At 63.2% G+C, this 14,759-nt stretch carries 17 protein-coding genes and 1 tRNA gene; 12 read left to right on the top strand and 6 right to left on the bottom strand.

Going from position 1 to position 14,759, the window contains the following annotated elements:
- The first annotated feature begins 27 nt into the window (after window positions 1–27).
- A complete protein-coding gene (locus QA643_RS02195; protein WP_283035086.1) occupies window positions 28–432 on the top strand; it encodes a hypothetical protein in 405 nt (134 codons plus the stop codon).
- 3 nt (window positions 433–435) lie between these two features.
- Here QA643_RS02195 and QA643_RS02190 read toward each other — a convergent pair whose 3' ends face one another.
- Window positions 436–1,464: a glycoside hydrolase family 3 N-terminal domain-containing protein gene (locus QA643_RS02190; protein ID WP_283031580.1), complete on the bottom strand. Its 1,029-nt coding sequence runs from the start codon at window positions 1,462–1,464 to the stop codon at window positions 436–438.
- Between the two features lie 150 nt (window positions 1,465–1,614).
- Here QA643_RS02190 and QA643_RS02185 point away from each other — a divergent pair, with 150 nt between their 5' ends.
- The 6 genes from QA643_RS02185 to QA643_RS02160 all read left to right on the top strand — a co-directional run bounded on the left by QA643_RS02185 (window position 1,615) and on the right by QA643_RS02160 (window position 7,623).
- Window positions 1,615–1,890 carry a hypothetical protein gene (locus tag QA643_RS02185; protein WP_283031579.1) on the top strand — a complete coding sequence of 92 codons (276 nt, stop codon included), beginning with the start codon at window positions 1,615–1,617 and terminating at the stop codon, window positions 1,888–1,890.
- Window positions 1,891–2,265: 375 nt separating this feature from the next.
- Window positions 2,266–3,399 carry a serine hydrolase gene (locus QA643_RS02180; protein WP_283031578.1) on the top strand — a complete coding sequence of 378 codons (1,134 nt, stop codon included), beginning with the start codon at window positions 2,266–2,268 and terminating at the stop codon, window positions 3,397–3,399.
- A 215-nt stretch (window positions 3,400–3,614) separates the two neighbouring features.
- Entirely contained in the window at window positions 3,615–4,439 is an 825-nt protein-coding gene (locus QA643_RS02175) for a tetratricopeptide repeat protein (protein ID WP_283031577.1), read from the top strand.
- 15 nt (window positions 4,440–4,454) lie between these two features.
- Complete coding sequence (locus QA643_RS02170) at window positions 4,455–5,663, top strand: efflux RND transporter periplasmic adaptor subunit (protein WP_283031576.1); 1,209 nt, start codon at window positions 4,455–4,457, stop codon at window positions 5,661–5,663.
- A gap of 5 nt (window positions 5,664–5,668) precedes the next feature.
- A complete protein-coding gene (locus QA643_RS02165; protein ID WP_283031575.1) occupies window positions 5,669–6,907 on the top strand; it encodes an ABC transporter permease in 1,239 nt (412 codons plus the stop codon).
- Entirely contained in the window at window positions 6,904–7,623 is a 720-nt protein-coding gene (locus QA643_RS02160; protein ID WP_283031574.1) for an ABC transporter ATP-binding protein, read from the top strand. Before QA643_RS02165 ends, QA643_RS02160 begins: the two co-directional genes overlap by 4 nt.
- 177 nt (window positions 7,624–7,800) lie before the next feature.
- Here QA643_RS02160 and QA643_RS02155 read toward each other — a convergent pair whose 3' ends face one another.
- The 3 genes from QA643_RS02155 to QA643_RS02145 all read right to left on the bottom strand — a co-directional run bounded on the left by QA643_RS02155 (window position 7,801) and on the right by QA643_RS02145 (window position 8,790).
- Window positions 7,801–8,007 (bottom strand): hypothetical protein, encoded by a 207-nt coding sequence (locus QA643_RS02155; RefSeq protein WP_283031573.1) that lies wholly within the window; start codon window positions 8,005–8,007, stop codon window positions 7,801–7,803.
- A 120-nt stretch (window positions 8,008–8,127) separates the two neighbouring features.
- A complete protein-coding gene (locus QA643_RS02150) occupies window positions 8,128–8,349 on the bottom strand; it encodes a hypothetical protein (RefSeq protein ID WP_283031572.1) in 222 nt (73 codons plus the stop codon).
- Between the two features lie 351 nt (window positions 8,350–8,700).
- A tRNA-Ser gene (locus QA643_RS02145) sits at window positions 8,701–8,790 on the bottom strand.
- 124 nt (window positions 8,791–8,914) lie between these two features.
- Here QA643_RS02145 and QA643_RS02140 point away from each other — a divergent pair.
- The gene (locus tag QA643_RS02140; protein WP_283031571.1) at window positions 8,915–9,778 is read left to right on the top strand and encodes an alpha/beta hydrolase; all 864 of its coding nucleotides are present in this window, start codon (window positions 8,915–8,917) and stop codon (window positions 9,776–9,778) included.
- A 210-nt stretch (window positions 9,779–9,988) separates the two neighbouring features.
- Here QA643_RS02140 and QA643_RS02135 read toward each other — a convergent pair whose 3' ends face one another.
- Complete coding sequence (locus QA643_RS02135) at window positions 9,989–11,089, bottom strand: ROK family protein (RefSeq protein WP_283031570.1); 1,101 nt, start codon at window positions 11,087–11,089, stop codon at window positions 9,989–9,991.
- Window positions 11,090–11,470: 381 nt separating this feature from the next.
- Here QA643_RS02135 and rplU point away from each other — a divergent pair, with 381 nt between their 5' ends.
- The 3 genes from rplU (at window position 11,471) to QA643_RS02120 (ending at window position 13,009) form a co-directional block, all read left to right on the top strand.
- The gene (gene rplU / locus QA643_RS02130) at window positions 11,471–11,929 is read left to right on the top strand and encodes a 50S ribosomal protein L21 (RefSeq protein ID WP_283031569.1); all 459 of its coding nucleotides are present in this window, start codon (window positions 11,471–11,473) and stop codon (window positions 11,927–11,929) included.
- A gap of 93 nt (window positions 11,930–12,022) precedes the next feature.
- Window positions 12,023–12,292, top strand: a complete 270-nt coding sequence (gene rpmA, locus QA643_RS02125; RefSeq protein ID WP_283031568.1) for a 50S ribosomal protein L27 — start codon at window positions 12,023–12,025, stop codon at window positions 12,290–12,292.
- A 123-nt stretch (window positions 12,293–12,415) separates the two neighbouring features.
- Window positions 12,416–13,009 (top strand): GNAT family N-acetyltransferase, encoded by a 594-nt coding sequence (locus tag QA643_RS02120; protein ID WP_283031567.1) that lies wholly within the window; start codon window positions 12,416–12,418, stop codon window positions 13,007–13,009.
- 162 nt (window positions 13,010–13,171) lie between these two features.
- Here the strand turns inward: QA643_RS02120 and QA643_RS02115 are convergent, their stop codons facing one another.
- Window positions 13,172–14,086 (bottom strand): DMT family transporter, encoded by a 915-nt coding sequence (locus tag QA643_RS02115; RefSeq protein ID WP_283031566.1) that lies wholly within the window; start codon window positions 14,084–14,086, stop codon window positions 13,172–13,174.
- Between the two features lie 187 nt (window positions 14,087–14,273).
- On the opposite strand from QA643_RS02115, the gene QA643_RS02110 reads away from it, so the two are divergent.
- Window positions 14,274–14,756 carry a MaoC family dehydratase gene (locus tag QA643_RS02110; RefSeq protein WP_283031565.1) on the top strand — a complete coding sequence of 161 codons (483 nt, stop codon included), beginning with the start codon at window positions 14,274–14,276 and terminating at the stop codon, window positions 14,754–14,756.
- Window positions 14,757–14,759: the final 3 nt, after the last annotated feature.

Here is a 14,759-nt window from a genome sequence, read left to right as displayed (position 1 = left end):
GCGATGTCGCAGGCAAAGGGATCATGGATGACGATGGCCGTGCTGGCCGGCGTGCTGGCATTCGGCGCTGGCGCGGCCGCGCAAACCGCACCGACGCCGGCGGAGAACGCGCCGCCGACGGCCGACAACGCGGTGATGCTGACGGTGTTCCTGAAGCACGACCAGTCGCGCCCCCTTAGCGAACTCAATGCGCAGCTGCAGCGCCAAGGTTACTATAAGGCGTTTCCGCCGGATGGCGTCGAAGTCGTCAGCTGGTACGTGATGATGGGAATAGGACAAGTGGTGACGCTGCGCCTGCCGGCGTCGCGGCTGCGCGAGGTCAACCGCATCCTCGAGAACACCGCCTGGGGCAGCTATCGCACCGAGTTCTATCCGACCTATGATTACAAGGCGATCGGCGTCGCCGCGCATGAGAAGGCGCAGCAGCAGTAGGCGTCAGGCCGCAAACAGCGCCTTTCGCGCGCCCACCCGCGCGATGGATTGCTCGATCGCGGATGCGGACAGGATTCCATCGCGCAGGTTTTCCATGATGTATTCGGCCGTCCCGGCCATCTCGTGTTCCTGATCGAGCAGGTTGTTGCCGATGCACAGCATGTCGATGCCCGCCTGCAGCGATTGCAGGCACGCTTCCCTCGTGCCGAGCGCCTTCTGCAGGCCCTGCATCTGCATATCGTCGGTGATCAGCAGCGTATCCGGAAGGCGCCGGCGCAAACGGCCGAGCCCGGCCGCGGACAGCGTCATCGGGCGTTCGTCCCATTGCCTGACGATGGCGTGGCTCACCAGCACCGCATCGCCGAACAGCCTTGGCGCGAGCGAGTAGAACAGTTCCTCCTGTTGGCCCCGCAGCGCACCGGAGATGTCCATGAATTCCTGATGCGAATCGACGATGGCACCGCCGATGCCCGGAAAGTGCTTCAGGCAAAGCCCGACGCACTGTGCCTGCGCCACTTCGCCAACCAGCAGCGCGTTGGCTTCCACCTCGGCGATATCAGCGGAGTAGGAACGCTTGATCTTGCCGATGTTCGGATTGTCGGGGTTATCATCGACATCGATGACCGGCGCGAAATCAAAGTGGATGCCGAGTTGCCGCATCTCGGCAAAACTCGCCGTGAGAATTGCGCGCTTCTCATCCGGTGCGAGAAGATTGAACTCCTTCGCGCTCGGCAGCGGCGCGAAGCCGCGGCCTTCCTTCGGCCGCCGCACCAGCCCGCCTTCCTGGTCGATGAACACCATCGGCGCGGAAGGCAGCGCCGATATCTCCGCGCAGAGACGCTGCACCTGTTCCGGTGAATCGATGTTGTTGTCGTATTGCAGCGTCCGGCAGGAATAATCGAACAGGATCACGCCGCCGAGACCATAGCGGGCGGCAAACACCTCCAGCCAATCGGGAACGACCTTGCCGAAGAAGCCGAGAATGAAGAGTTCGCCGACGGGCATGATGATGACCTCAGATATGGCATCCAAGCGTAGCCTCGTCCCGCGATCACCGCATCAGGACAAGCGATTTCGGCTCACGCCAACCAGCGTGACGTCTGTCACATCACAGCGCAATCGGTGTCTCTAGGGTTGCAGCAAGGCAGAGCGATCCCCGCGCTGCGCACCAAGGAGACCACCATGATTAGCATCAAGAAGATCATTCCGGCCGCCGTCGGCGCTCTTGCGCTTGCCGCGGCTTCCTTGACGATCCCGGGCCAGGCTTTCGCCGGCGGTCATGGCCACGGCGGTCATGGCTTCGGGCACGGCCACGGCTTCGGTCATGGTTTCGGTGGCTTTGGCCATCACCATGGCCATTTCTTCGGCCATCACCATCATTATCGCCCGTTCTTCGTCTACAACAGCTGCTGGAAGTGGACCCCCTACGGCCGGGTCAACGTTTGCGATGTCTACTGATTAGATGTCTACTGATTAAAAGACGAGGAAAATTCGCCCGGGCCGCGAATGGCTCGGGCGCATTCCTCGAGATCAAGGAGCGGGCATCTTGCGCGCGACGCTGCCCCCTGCGGGCGCAATACCGCGCTTGGCATTGCTGAAACTCTTCTGCTCCCAGCCTGCAAATCCTCATTGATCTCGGCACAACCCTTGCGTGCCCGGGAACTGACGTCGCGGCCTCATCAAACAATCGTGCTCGGTTCGCGTGTTGAAGTGATTAGGCTCCCGCATCGCGGTTTTCTAGCTTGTCGTTCGCGGGCTTCCGACAGGCACTTTGCGATCGCCGCGCCCGCGTCCGGCGATCCCCCCTACAGATTGGAATGGCGGCGCGGTTCAATGAGATTGTGGCTTTGCCGCGCAAGCGCGGGCCTATTCCTCTCGCTCTTGTTTCTGCTCGGCTGGACGCGAGCCATTCTGGCGGATCCGGAGATGGACGCGCACGTCAGAGAGATCGTGACGCAGAACCTCGCGCCGTTGACGACCGACCATCCGGGCGGCGTGGCAGCCGCCGCTTACGTCGCCGGCCGGGTGCAGTTCTTCAATTTCGGACTAGCTGATGAGGCGCAGAAGCGGCCCGTCACGTCGGACACGCTGTTCAATGTCGCCTCGCTGCGAAAGCTGTTCGAGGCGACGCTGGTCGCGCTCGGCGTGCTCCGCGGCGAATTGAGGCTGGACGATCCGGTCAGCAAATACGTTACCGAATTGCATGGCGACTACATCAGCCAGGTAACCATTGGCCAGCTCGCGGCCCACACATCCGGCCTCCTGCTGTCGACGGATCATCCGCCGTGGCCAAACGCCTCGTACTCCCTGGCCGAATTCATCGACATGCTGAACGCCTGGACGCCGCACGCCGGCGAGGGGCCTGGCAAGCAGCGCATCTATAGCCATGCGGGCTATGTGCTGCTCCAGCTCGCCCTCGAACGTCGCTACGGCGTTCCGATCGCACAACTTGTCGAAAGCCGCATCCTGACGCCGCTCGGCATGCATTCGACGCTGATCCCGGAACGCGGGCGGGACAACCGCGCGATCATGCCATCAGAGCTGATGCAAAAAGCCGTCCAGGGCTACGCCGAGGACGGCACGCCGATCGGCCCTCCCGGAAACCAGCAGAGCTATTTCGATTTTCCGGGCACTGGACAGATGTTCTCCACCGCGCGCGACCTCGTCACCTTCATGAAGGCCTGCATCGACGGCAAGGTGGCCGATCCGCAGTTGCGCGAGGCGCTGCGAATGACGCAAGCCGAAGCATTCCACATCGACCGGACGTTCGGACAGGCGATGGCCTGGGAAAATATCAACCTTGGCGATGCCGCCATTGTCGACAAGCCGGGCGGCCTCAACAACGCTTCGGCCTATATGGGGCTGGTTCCGGCGAGACGGATCGGGCTGCTTCTGCTGGCCAACCGTGGCGAATTTTCGCATGAGATCGGCCGCTATCACATCCTTCCGGCACTAGCGCGGCAGTAGCTGAGATCCAACCGGGGCCGGCGCCGCCGCCCTGCACGCATTCGGCTTGACCCCAAGGGGTTCCCGCCGCCACGAGCGGCATATGTGATGGGCCGCACATTTATCGGCGCGGGGGTGAGCTAAGGTCCTGTTCGCGAGAGGCGCTGTGGGGAGACTTACCCTATCCGCCGCTCGACGCCCTTCCGGCATCACAGAACAAGCTGAAAGCGTGGACCATGTGGCGCATCCCAAATTTCCGATCGACCACCTCGATCTCCAACCGATCATCGCAGCCGCAGTACGCGATGGCGCAGGCCATGAAGCAGGCCGTTGTCGTGATCGCCTGCCTCGCCATGCTGGGCGACTTCCGCGCCGCGGTGGCCAGCCCCGCTTCCGATCGGGAAATGGCCAATCGTTACGAACAGTTGGCGTTGGCGGGCGATGATGATGCCCAGTTCTACCTCGGTGCGCTGCATTCCGCAGGCGTCGGCCGTTCGCGCAGCGATGCCGAAGCCTTTCGCTGGTTCATGCGCGCGGCCGATCAGGGACATCCCCACGCCATGCTGATCGTCGCTGGCCTCTACGCCAGCGGGCGCGGCGTCACGAAGGACAATGTGAAGGCCTATCGCTGGGCCCACATCGTCGCCTCGGCGAGCAAGGTCGACGAGTATCGCGACGGCGCGCGGCAATTGATGTCGCTGTTGATGAAGAAGATGACGAGCGACGAGATCGGCCAGGCCGTGGTCGCGGCGCGCGCCTGGCGCGCCGCCCGTCCTGCCGGCGGAGTCAAGGCGTCGAATATCGAAAGGGCTATCGACGGCGCGCCGGATCAATCCGCGCCGGCCGCACCGCCGCCCCGGCCTGCCCCTGTGGTCGCACAGCCGGCACCCGCCGTTGCACCGGCCCCTGTGGTCGCGCAGCCGGCGCAATCCAACGTCACGGTATTGCCGGCCGCTCCCAAGGTGGCATCGGCGCCGTCGGCGAAGAGCGTGAAGAGAGACGACGTTCGCGATCTGATGGACCAGGTCCCATCAGGCCTGCGCAAGCGGTTTGGCTTCTGAGCAACGGGGCACGTCATGAAACTGAAGCATGTTCTCGCAACTGGCGTTCTGGCGATCGCCGCCGCAGGGGCCGGCTATTACGGCTACTCCCGCATCCTTCATCCGCCGCTGGTGACCACCAGCATCGCAAACCTCGCACCGGTTTCCGAAGCCGTCTACGGCACCGGCACGGTCGAGCCCGAGCGCTGGGCCAAGGTGGTGCCGCTGCAGCGCCGCCGGCTGGTTGAGCTGTGCCGATGCGAGGGACAGGTGGTCAAGTCCGGCCAGATTCTCGGCCGCCAGGACGACGCTGAGGAGCGCAGCGCGCTGGAGCAGATGGAAATCAACCGCGGCCAGCTCGAACGCGACCTGGCGCGCGCCGAAAAAGACCGCGACAAGAACGACGCCGCGCGCACCGAATACGAGCAGCGCTGGACCAAGCTGGAAGACGCCAAATCGCGGATTGCGGCGCAAAAGGTGCGGCTCGACCAGCTGGTGCTGAGGGCGCCGCTCGACGGCATGGTGCTGCGGCGTGACGGCGAGGTCGGTGAGATTGCCGGCCCCACCGACGTCCTGTTCACGGTCGGACCGCCCGCGCCGATGCAGGTGGTTGCCGAGATCAATGAGGAAGAGATCAACCGCATCGCATCCGGCCAGAAGGCGTTTCTGCGCAGCGAGGCGTTTCCCGGCAGGGCGCTGCGCGCCAACGTCGCCCAGATCACGCCCAAGGGCGACCCGACTCGCAAGACTTTCCGCGTCTATCTGCGGCTGCCGCAGGATACGCCGCTGCGGATCGGCATGTCGGTCGAGGCCAACATCATCTTCCGCGAGAAGCAGGCCGCGGTCGTGGTGCCGGCCGAGGCGATCACGGGCGATGCGGTCCAGACGGTTGACGACGGCCGTATCCGGCGCGTACCGGTGAAGCTCGGCATCCGCGGCAACCGCAATGTCGAGATCATCGGCGATGTGTCCAAGGGAACGCCGGTGCTTTCGCCCGCCCGGATCGACCTTGCCGACGGCGCCAGGATTCGCATCGAAAGCAGCGTGACGCGGGCCCTGGAGCCGCCGGCCCCAAGCGAGCCGGCCGACCAGCCTGCCGCGACGGCGGAGACGACTGCCGTGGTCGCTTCGGCCAGCACCACGCCCACGGATCCCGATGACGCGGTGATTTCGGCGGCGATCACCGCCCACATCGATTCCGTCGTCAACGACGCGCGCCGCAACCTGATCAGCAACAGCCGGTAACCGCCATGAAGCTCCTGTTCAACATCGCATGGACGCATGTCAGCACGAGGGTGCGGCAGACCCTCGTCGGCATGGCGGGTGTGTCCATGGGCGTCGGCTTCACCATCATGATGGCGGGCCTGATGCAGGGCTCGCAGATCGACTTCCTGCGGCAGCTCGTCGACACGATGCCGCATATCACCATCGAGGACGAGCGCCGCGCAGTGCCGACGCAGCCGGCCGAGCAGGAATATGGCGCGGTCCAGATGTCCGACATCGCCAATGTCGGCAAGCGCCCCGGCATCAAATATCCTGAATCGGTGATGGGCTCGCTGCGCTCCTGGATCCCGGGCGACGTCGCTCCCTCCGTGAAGACCACCGCGATCATCGATCACGGCGGCGCGCGCATCGGCATCACGCTGACCGGCATCGATCCCCGCCGCGAAATTCACGTCTCCAAACTCGCCTCGCAAATGCGCGAGGGCAAGCTCGACGACCTCTCGCGTGCGCCGAACGGCGTCCTGCTCGGCGAGGCGCTCGCCGAAAAGCTCGGCGTCAAGACCGGCAGCACCGTGCTATTGATCGGCGGCCAGGGCACCCGGCTGAACTCGACCGTCGCGGGGCTGTTCCGCTCGGGGCTGAAGCGCGTCGACGAAAGCCAGATCTATTCGCTGATCGGCCCGGCGCAGGTGATGATGGGGCAAAGCGGGGTCATCAACCAGCTGCGGCTGCGGCTGAGCGATCCGATGGTGGCGCAAAAGGTCGCCTCGCAGGTCGAGGCGCAGACTGGCTACAAGTCGGTGTCCTGGCAGGAGGCCAATGCCGACCTGCTGTCGACCTTCACGGTGCGCGACTTCATCGTGCTGACGGTGATGGGCGCGATGCTGCTGACGTCGTCCTTTGCCACTTACAACATCATCTCGACGATCACGCATGAGAAGCGCCAAGACATCGCGATCATGAAGTCGCTCGGCATGCGCGAATACGCAGTGCGGCGGATCTTCATCATCGAGTCCATCATCATCGGCGTGGTCGGCATACTGTTCGGATGGGTGCTCGGCTATTTGCTCTGCTACGGCTGGTCGAAGATCACGATCTTCAATCCGCTGACGGGCACGACCGTTCCGCTGCAGATCTACTACTCGCTGATGCACTATGTCGTCGCCGGCGGCATATCGCTGCTCTGCTGCGCCGGCGCGGCCTATTTCCCGGCGCGCAAGGCGACGCGGGTGCATCCGGTGGAAATCATCAGGGGAGCGTCATGACCGAGATTGCTTTGCAGGCGGTGGAGCTGGTTCGCCGGATCGAGGGCGACGTGTCGCACACCCTCGTCAACGGCATCGATCTTGCGGTCAAGAAGGGCGAGTTCGTCGCCATCACCGGCCCTTCGGGATCGGGCAAATCCTCGCTGCTCTATTTGCTCGGCCTGCTCGATGCGCCCAGCGAAGGCGAGGTCATGATCTGCGGCCAGCCGACGTCAAAGCTGTCGGAATCGGACCGCGCCGATGTCCGCCTGACCAAATGCGGCTTTGTGTTCCAGTTTCATTTCCTGCTGCCGGAGTTCACCTCGCTCGACAATGTGCTGCTGCCGATGCGCGCCGCCGGCAAGATGGGCGAAAAGGAAATGCACGAGCGCGGCCTCGCTTTGCTCGGCTCGCTCGGGCTCGCCGAGCACGCTCACAAGCGTCCCAACCAGCTCTCGGGCGGCCAGCGCCAGCGCGTCGCCATCGCCCGCGCGCTCGCCAACCGCCCCGAGATCATCGTCGCGGACGAGCCGACCGGCGCGCTCGATACGAAATCGACCGAGCAAGTGTTTTCGATTCTCCGCGATATCGCCGACAGCGGTCAGACCGTGATCGTGGTGACCCACGACCCGGCGCTGGCCGCCCGCGCCGACCGCCGCATCCACATCGTCGACGGCAAGATCGCGGAGATCACCGAGCGGGGCGAAGGCAAGCCGGCTTGCGAGATGGCCGGATAGCCAGGCCTTAACCGCCACAAGCGATGGCGGATCAGGTCCAAGCCGTGCAGCTTCAGAAGCGCACTATCCTCGATCATTTGAAAGGAGCGGCGGGTTCGGCTGATCTGATCAGCTTCGGTGGGCCGCCACGCGGCAGATCTGGAGTGCGCCAATAGGCACGTCACACCCCGGATTTGCTCATGCAAAGACCCGCTCTCGATGAATGCGTTCGGCGTTCTCGCCAACCACTTCGATCGCGAGCGTCGGCCTCACGGCCGTTTCGAGGCAGCGAATGTCCGCCGCCAGGCGTTTTGCAAAGATGACAGCTTCCGAAACGACCGGAAATTCGCGGCCGACCTCATCCTGAATCTTGAGCTTGTCCAGAACGTTGAAATAAAAGCGCATGGGAACCTCCGGCGTCCATCATCATATCGGGCGCCGGAATCCGAGGTTTGATGCTGATCAATCAATTTCGAAAAGGCGCGCGAGGACGCCGCCCTTCTGAGCCGGTTCCGGAAAGCTTGGTTACGTGGGACCAAGCTGTTTGGCCGCGAGCCTGGAAATCTCTTGCGGGTCGTGAGTACCTGCGGCGTCGATCTCGATCACCTTGCGAGCGACGATCTCGCAAATCGGATCGTTGCGATCGACCAGGCTCAATGAGCGCAGCGTGAACGTGAAAGCCCGGTTGAGTCTCTCGACCTGTTCCGGCTTGAGCTTACCTTCCCTGAATAGCCGATTGATGGGCATGTCACCCCCCCTGCGGGGCTGATGGCGTCGTTGCACTTCAGCCGGCCGCGATCATAGCACGGGAACCATGTTCACGGTCGGAGAATCACGGGCGGCGTTTTGAGCCGCCGGCTGTGCCCTGGCTGAAAAGGCCCTGATGCACCGCACCCTGTTGGCGCTCCTTCCCGTAGAACTACGGTGCGCATCGGTAAATGCACCTCCCCGGCCGGACGCTGGTCACCCGCGGCGACCCAGCGCGGCAATCCCTGCGTGCGGAAGCTGCGACGGGCTTGGGCTCACGGGCATGGAGCCCGGCATCCCCGCGGCTGCTCGGTCTGCGTCCGATGTCTTCGGGCTGGACAACGAAAACGATGGCGGAGAGGGAGGGATTCGAACCCCCGATAGGCTTGCACCTATGCCGCATTTCGAGTGCGGTGCATTCAACCACTCTGCCACCTCTCCAGGCGCCAAGACGAGCCTGAATCGGCCCTGTGGTCGGGGCGTGTTCTAGGCGAGGAAGGCGGGATAGACAAGGCGCGGGGCCCAAGAAATCCGTCTCAGCGCGGAGCGACAAAAGGAGCCCAAAATGGAGCATTTGACGGTTCGGGCCAATGGCGCCGCCTTTCATGTCGTTCGCCTGGGTGCCGGGCGGCCGCTGCTGTTGCTGCATGGCTGGCCGGAATTCTGGCTGACCTGGGAGCCGGTGATGAAGCGGCTCGCCGATCGCTTCACGCTCTATGCCCCCGATCTTCGCGGTTTCGGCGACAGCGACAAGCCCGAGGGGCTGTTCGGGCCCGACCAGCAGGCTGCGGACATGCTGGCATTGATGGACGCGCTTGGTCTGGAACAGGCCGGCATCGTCGGCCACGATGTCGGCGGCGCGTTGATGCAGCCGCTGGCGCGGCGCGCGCCGGCCCGCATTGCCGGCCTGTTCTTCTTCGATTTCGTCTATCCCGGCATCGGCCGGCGAATGGCGGAGCCGGAGCGCCTCAACAACATCTGGTATCAGTCCTTTCACCAGATGGAGATGGCCCCTGCCCTCGTCGGCGCTAGCAGAGAAAGCTGCCGGCTCTATATCGGGCATTTCCTGAAGGCTTGGTCGCATCGCAAGCACGCCTTTGACGACGAGATCGAGGCCTTCACCGACAATTTCCTTAAAGCCGGAAACCTCGCCGGCGGCTTCGCGCATTACCGCGCGGCGCATGCCGGCCGGATCAAGATGATGAAGGGCGAAGCGACGGCACTGCCGCCGATCGACGTGCCGACCGGCGTGCGATGGGCCGAGCACGATCCGCTATTCCCTTACGAATGGACCGACCGGCTCGGCGAGACGTTTGCGAATCTCGATCTCGCGATGTTTAGGGATGTCGGTCACTTCCCGCATCGCGAGGATCCCGATCGCGCAGCGTCGGAGATCGCGGCATTCTTTGCGCGTATCGGCTGGGCATAGCGGCGGAGGAAAAGGGAGTGGGACCGTCAGACGCGACAAAAAACTGACGGTCCCGTGTCGCTTCTTTGAAATCCTGGCCGGGAAGTGCGGCTTCGCCGGCCAGCGGAGCGACGCGGGCGACGCTAGCAAGGCAGGGTGAAACGGCAACGCGAAGTGGATTTTAACCTAACCAGTCAACCTTACTACCCGCGCAAAACGTTAATGCGTGCGCTAGTCCTTGCTCTTCTTCGCTTTTTTCTCGTCCTTGCCGTTTTCCTTGCGCCGGTTGGTGAAGCGCGCATTGCCAAGGCCAGTGCCGATGGTCAGGACGCCCCAGTGCTCGACATCCTGCATGAACGGAACCTCCGACAAGCCCTGCACCACGCCGTCATTGTGCATGAGAACGGCGGTGTCGTGATCGCCGATCTCCGGGATTGCTTCGACCAGGCTTGCCGGCAGGTTGAACTTGGAGCTCTCCCAATTGCCGGGCAGGTTCTGCGCGCCCTTTTCGATCGAACCGTCCCCATCGATCACGCCGGGACAGGCGATGCCGATGAAGGGTGCGAGCTTCAACCCCTCGGACTCCGCTTCTGCGATCAAATCCCTCAGCATCTTGACCAGCCGCTTCACCGCGCCCTCGCGCGTCGGCTCGTCGTCGGCATGCCGCCATAATTCCGACTTCCACACCGCGGCCTTGGAAAGATCCGGCGCCTTCTTCCAGCGCGTTTCCACGATGCCGCAGCGGATGTTGGTGCCGCCAATATCGACCGCAAGAATGCTATCATGGGCCTCGAAAATCCATGACGGCGCCAGATGCAGCGTGCCGATCAGGCCGGCATCATCAGGGTGAAAGCGGATCGGCACCAGATCGACCTCGAATTCCTCCGCCTTGAGAAGGATGTCAGTGCGGGCGATTGCGAGTTCGCCGACGCGGCTCTGCCTGAAACCGCCGCCGACCACGATGCGCTCGGTATCCGCCCACGCCTTGGTCTTGAGAAACCGCCGCGTCACATAAGCCAGCTCCTGCGCGAACTCCTCGATCGCGCTGTGCACCAGCGCGGCCGCAGCGACGTCATCGCTGTCCAGCGCCTCGTCGAGCTCGCTTTTGGCGATCTCGCCGCTGGCCTTCTTGCCCAGGGGATCGTCGCCGTTCTTCTTCAGCGGCTTGCGCAGGTCATCCAGGATCTTGCGAAAGGCCTTCTTGCTGGCGCGATCTCCGAGAAATCCCTCGTCATCCTTCAACTCGACGTTGAAGCTATCTAACTCCACCGACGGCAAGCGCGTGGCCCCGTGGCGGGCGATGCCCGTGGTCGTAACGATGTCTTCTGCCATCTTGCCAGCCCTGCCGGATCCTCTGCCGACAACGGACGGGGAACCCATTGGTTTCAAAAGGGGGCTAATAGGGAGTAGCGAATGGCGAATGGGTGTCCCGGCCGGCAGGTCGCCCGCTATTCGCCACCCGCTATTCGCGGCCAAATACCTCATTTCTGGCAGCTTTTCCGGCCATTTCACCTTGACTCGCGGCATTCTGCGGCTATAAGTCCCCGCATCCGGCGCGGGATTTCTCGCGCCGCTTGTTTTTGCGCGAATTCTTATGGGGTCGCTCCCCGGCCGCGCGAAAATCGTACCCATAACGACTGACCAAAAAGCCGACCCGGATAAGCCCGTTGGGCACATATCCGAGGCCGGGATTGAACACGAAGGAAAAAAACGATGTTCGCAGTCATCAAAACCGGCGGCCGGCAGTACCGCGTCGTTCCGGATGATGTGCTCGAGATAGGCAAGATCGCCGGCGAAGTCGGCACGATCGTGCAGCTGGGCGAGGTTCTGGTGGTCGGCGGTGACACGCCGGTGCTGGGCGCGCCGACGGTGGCAGGCGCTTCCGTGGCAGCCGAAGTGCTGGACCACAAGCGCGGCCCGAAGGTGATCGCGTTCAAGAAGCGTCGCCGCAAGAATTCGCGCCGCAAGCGCGGCTATCGCGACGAGATCACGGTGCTTCGCATCACCGAGATCCTGACCGATAACAAGAAGCCTTCGATCGGCCCGCGGCCGAAGAAGGAAAAGGTGGCCGCAGCACCAGCCGAAGGTGACGAGGCGCCGGCCAAGAAGAAGGCGCCCGCAAAGAAGGCCCCGGCCAAGAAAGCCGCTGCGAAGGGCAAGAGCGAGAAGTGACGCGCTTCGACGAAAAGTTGAAGCGTGAGAAAAATTGAAATGATTCCGTCAAGGAATTGATCTAGAAAATATCTACGTAGTCGGAGACGGGCCATGGCTCACAAAAAAGCAGGCGGTTCATCGCGAAACGGTCGCGATTCAAAAGGCAAGCGCCTGGGCATCAAGGCCTTTGGCGGCGAACACGTGATTCCCGGCAACATTATCGCGCGTCAGCGCGGCACCACCTGGCATCCCGGCCTTAATGTCGGCATGGGCACCGATCATACTCTCTTTGCCAAGGTCGAGGGTCATGTCGAGTTCCGTGCAAAAGGCAACGGCCGCACTTTCGTATCGGTAGTTCCGATGGCTGAAGCGGCCGAATAGACGGTGGACACATCCGAGTCCGCCGGGTCCTGTTGAACCGGCGGAGTCGAAATGGGCTCCAGGGGAGGCGGGAAACCGGCCTCCCCTTTTCATTTTGCGCATTTTCGCAATCAGGAGCCCGACATGTTGCAGGACATCCCGATCCAGACCCCGCCCTTGCGTGGGACCAGTAGCTGCGTCCTCGAGACCGAACGGCTGACGCTGCGCCGGCCGACGCTCGCGGACGTAAAAGCGATTGCGCATCTCGCCAATGATCGCCGCATTGCGGAAAACACCCGCCGCCTGCCGCATCCCTACCTGCAGGACCATGCGGTCGAATTCGTGCGCGCCAAGGCCGCCGACAACAGCGAGACGGTATTTCTGATCGAGCATAATTATTCGCCGGTCGGCATGGTCGGCATCGATCGCAGCGAGCCTGACGCAGAGCTCGGCTACTGGCTCGGCGTCGAGCATTGGGGCCAGGGTTTCGGCACCGAGGCCGCACGCGCGGTGATCGACTTCTTCTTCGAGGAGTTCGATGCCGAGCATCTCACCTCGGGCGCCCGCGTCGCCAACCCAGCGTCGCGGAATATCCTGGAGAAATGCGGCTTCCAGTGGTGCGGCGTCGAGCTGCATCGCTTCGAGGCGCTGGGATCCTCGACCCCGGTCGATCGCTTCCGCCTGACGCGGAGCGCATGGTCGTCGCTGAAGAACTGGGGCAGTTCGACAAGGAGATAGCGGTAAGCGCTCACAGATCGATGTCGTCCCCGCGAAGGCGGGGACCCATAACCACAGGAGTGTGTGGTTTAAGCTGAGCTGTTGCTCCCAGCTCGCATCAACAATCGACGACGGTGATTATGGGTCCCGGCTCAAGGCCGGGACGACACTTGTGCAAGTTGCTTACGCCGGCGGATTGACCACGGCTTCCTCGCGCCCGAGCTTCTGCTCGCGCAGGAAGATATAGAAGCCGGCGCCGATGATGATGGCGGCGCCGATCAGGGTCGAGACCGACGGCACGTCGCCGAACACGACGAAGCCAAAGATCACCGCCCACACGATCATCGAATATTGGTAGGGCACGACAACGCTCGCCGGCGCCAGCTTCAGCGAGCGGTTGATGCATAGCAGCGCTATGACTGATGTCACTCCCGCCACTGCAAACATCGCCAGGCTGCCGGGCGTCGGCGTCACCCAGCCGATCGGCGACATCAGCGCGCCGAGCAGGAACGTGCCTGCGAATTGCGAGGTCGTCAGCACGATATCCGGCGTATCCCGGAGCGACCGCGTGATCAGCATCAGGAAGGCGAACGACAGGCTGCCGCCGAGCGCGATCATCGCCGGCCAGCTCACCGTCTGCGTCGACGGGCGTAGCGCAATCAGCACGCCACAGAAGCCGATCAGGATCGCGGTCCAGCGCCGCCAGCCGACTCGCTCGCCGAGCACGATGCCGGACAGTGCGGTGACGAAGATCGGCGAGGCCAGATAATAGGTGATGACATCGGCAAGCGGCAGGTAAACGGTGGCGAGGAAGAAGGCCGCGACCTCCAGCGTCGACAGCGTGACGCGAAGCAGTTGCAGCCAGGGCCGTTCGAGGCGCCTGAATTCCGCGCGCTGCTTCCAGATCACCGGCAGCAGCACCAACAGCGCCGCGCAGGCGCGCAGCCACAACAGCTGCCCGACCGAATAGGTCGCGACCATGAATTTTCCGAGCGCGTCGCCGAACGAGAACATGAAAATCGACAGCAGCATCAAGCCGATGCCGGCCAGCCGCGCGGAACGTTCGTCGTAGGTAGAAATCTTGGCGAACAGGCTCATGACGTTTCCAGTTTATTGTCGTGGCCAGGCTTGTCCCGGCCATCCACGTCTTTTGTTCCGCACGTTGTAAAGACGTGGATGCCCGGGACAAGCCCGGGCATGACAAATTGAGACGGATCGATTGCTGCAGTTCCACCTCCGCGCTACCGGTACGACCGCGTCCCTCAATCACCGCTGGAAACCGGCCATGACCAACTTCGATCCCGCACAGCATCGCATGGTGAGCGAACAACGCTGGTTCGAAGATTTCGTGCTCGGCGAACGCTTCGTGATTCCAAGCCGGACCCAGACCTCGGCGGTGTTCGCCGCGTTCCAGACCGCGAGCGGCGACACCCATCCGATCCATTATGACGTCGAATATTGCCGCGCCCGCGGCATGCCGGACCTGCTTGCGCACGGTTTCCAGACGCTGGTCCATACCGCGCCGGGCGCTGGCCTGTTTCCCTATCTCGTCGAGGAATCGCTGGTCGGCTTCCTCGAACAATCGAGCCGGTTTCTAAAGCCGGTCTATGCCGGCGACACCATCTACCCCGCGCTCGAAGTGACCGAACTCGTCCCTGGCCGCAGCACCGGCGTGGTGACGCTGCGCTCGACCGTGTTCAACCAGCGAAAGGAGCTGGTGCTGGAGGGCATGCAGAAGTTTCTGGTGCGGCGGCGGCCGGCGTCATAGCCC

The organism is Bradyrhizobium sp. CB3481 (assembly GCF_029714305.1).
GTDB lineage: Bacteria > Pseudomonadota > Alphaproteobacteria > Rhizobiales > Xanthobacteraceae > Bradyrhizobium.
This window is presented reverse-complemented; position numbering and strand designations above follow the sequence as displayed.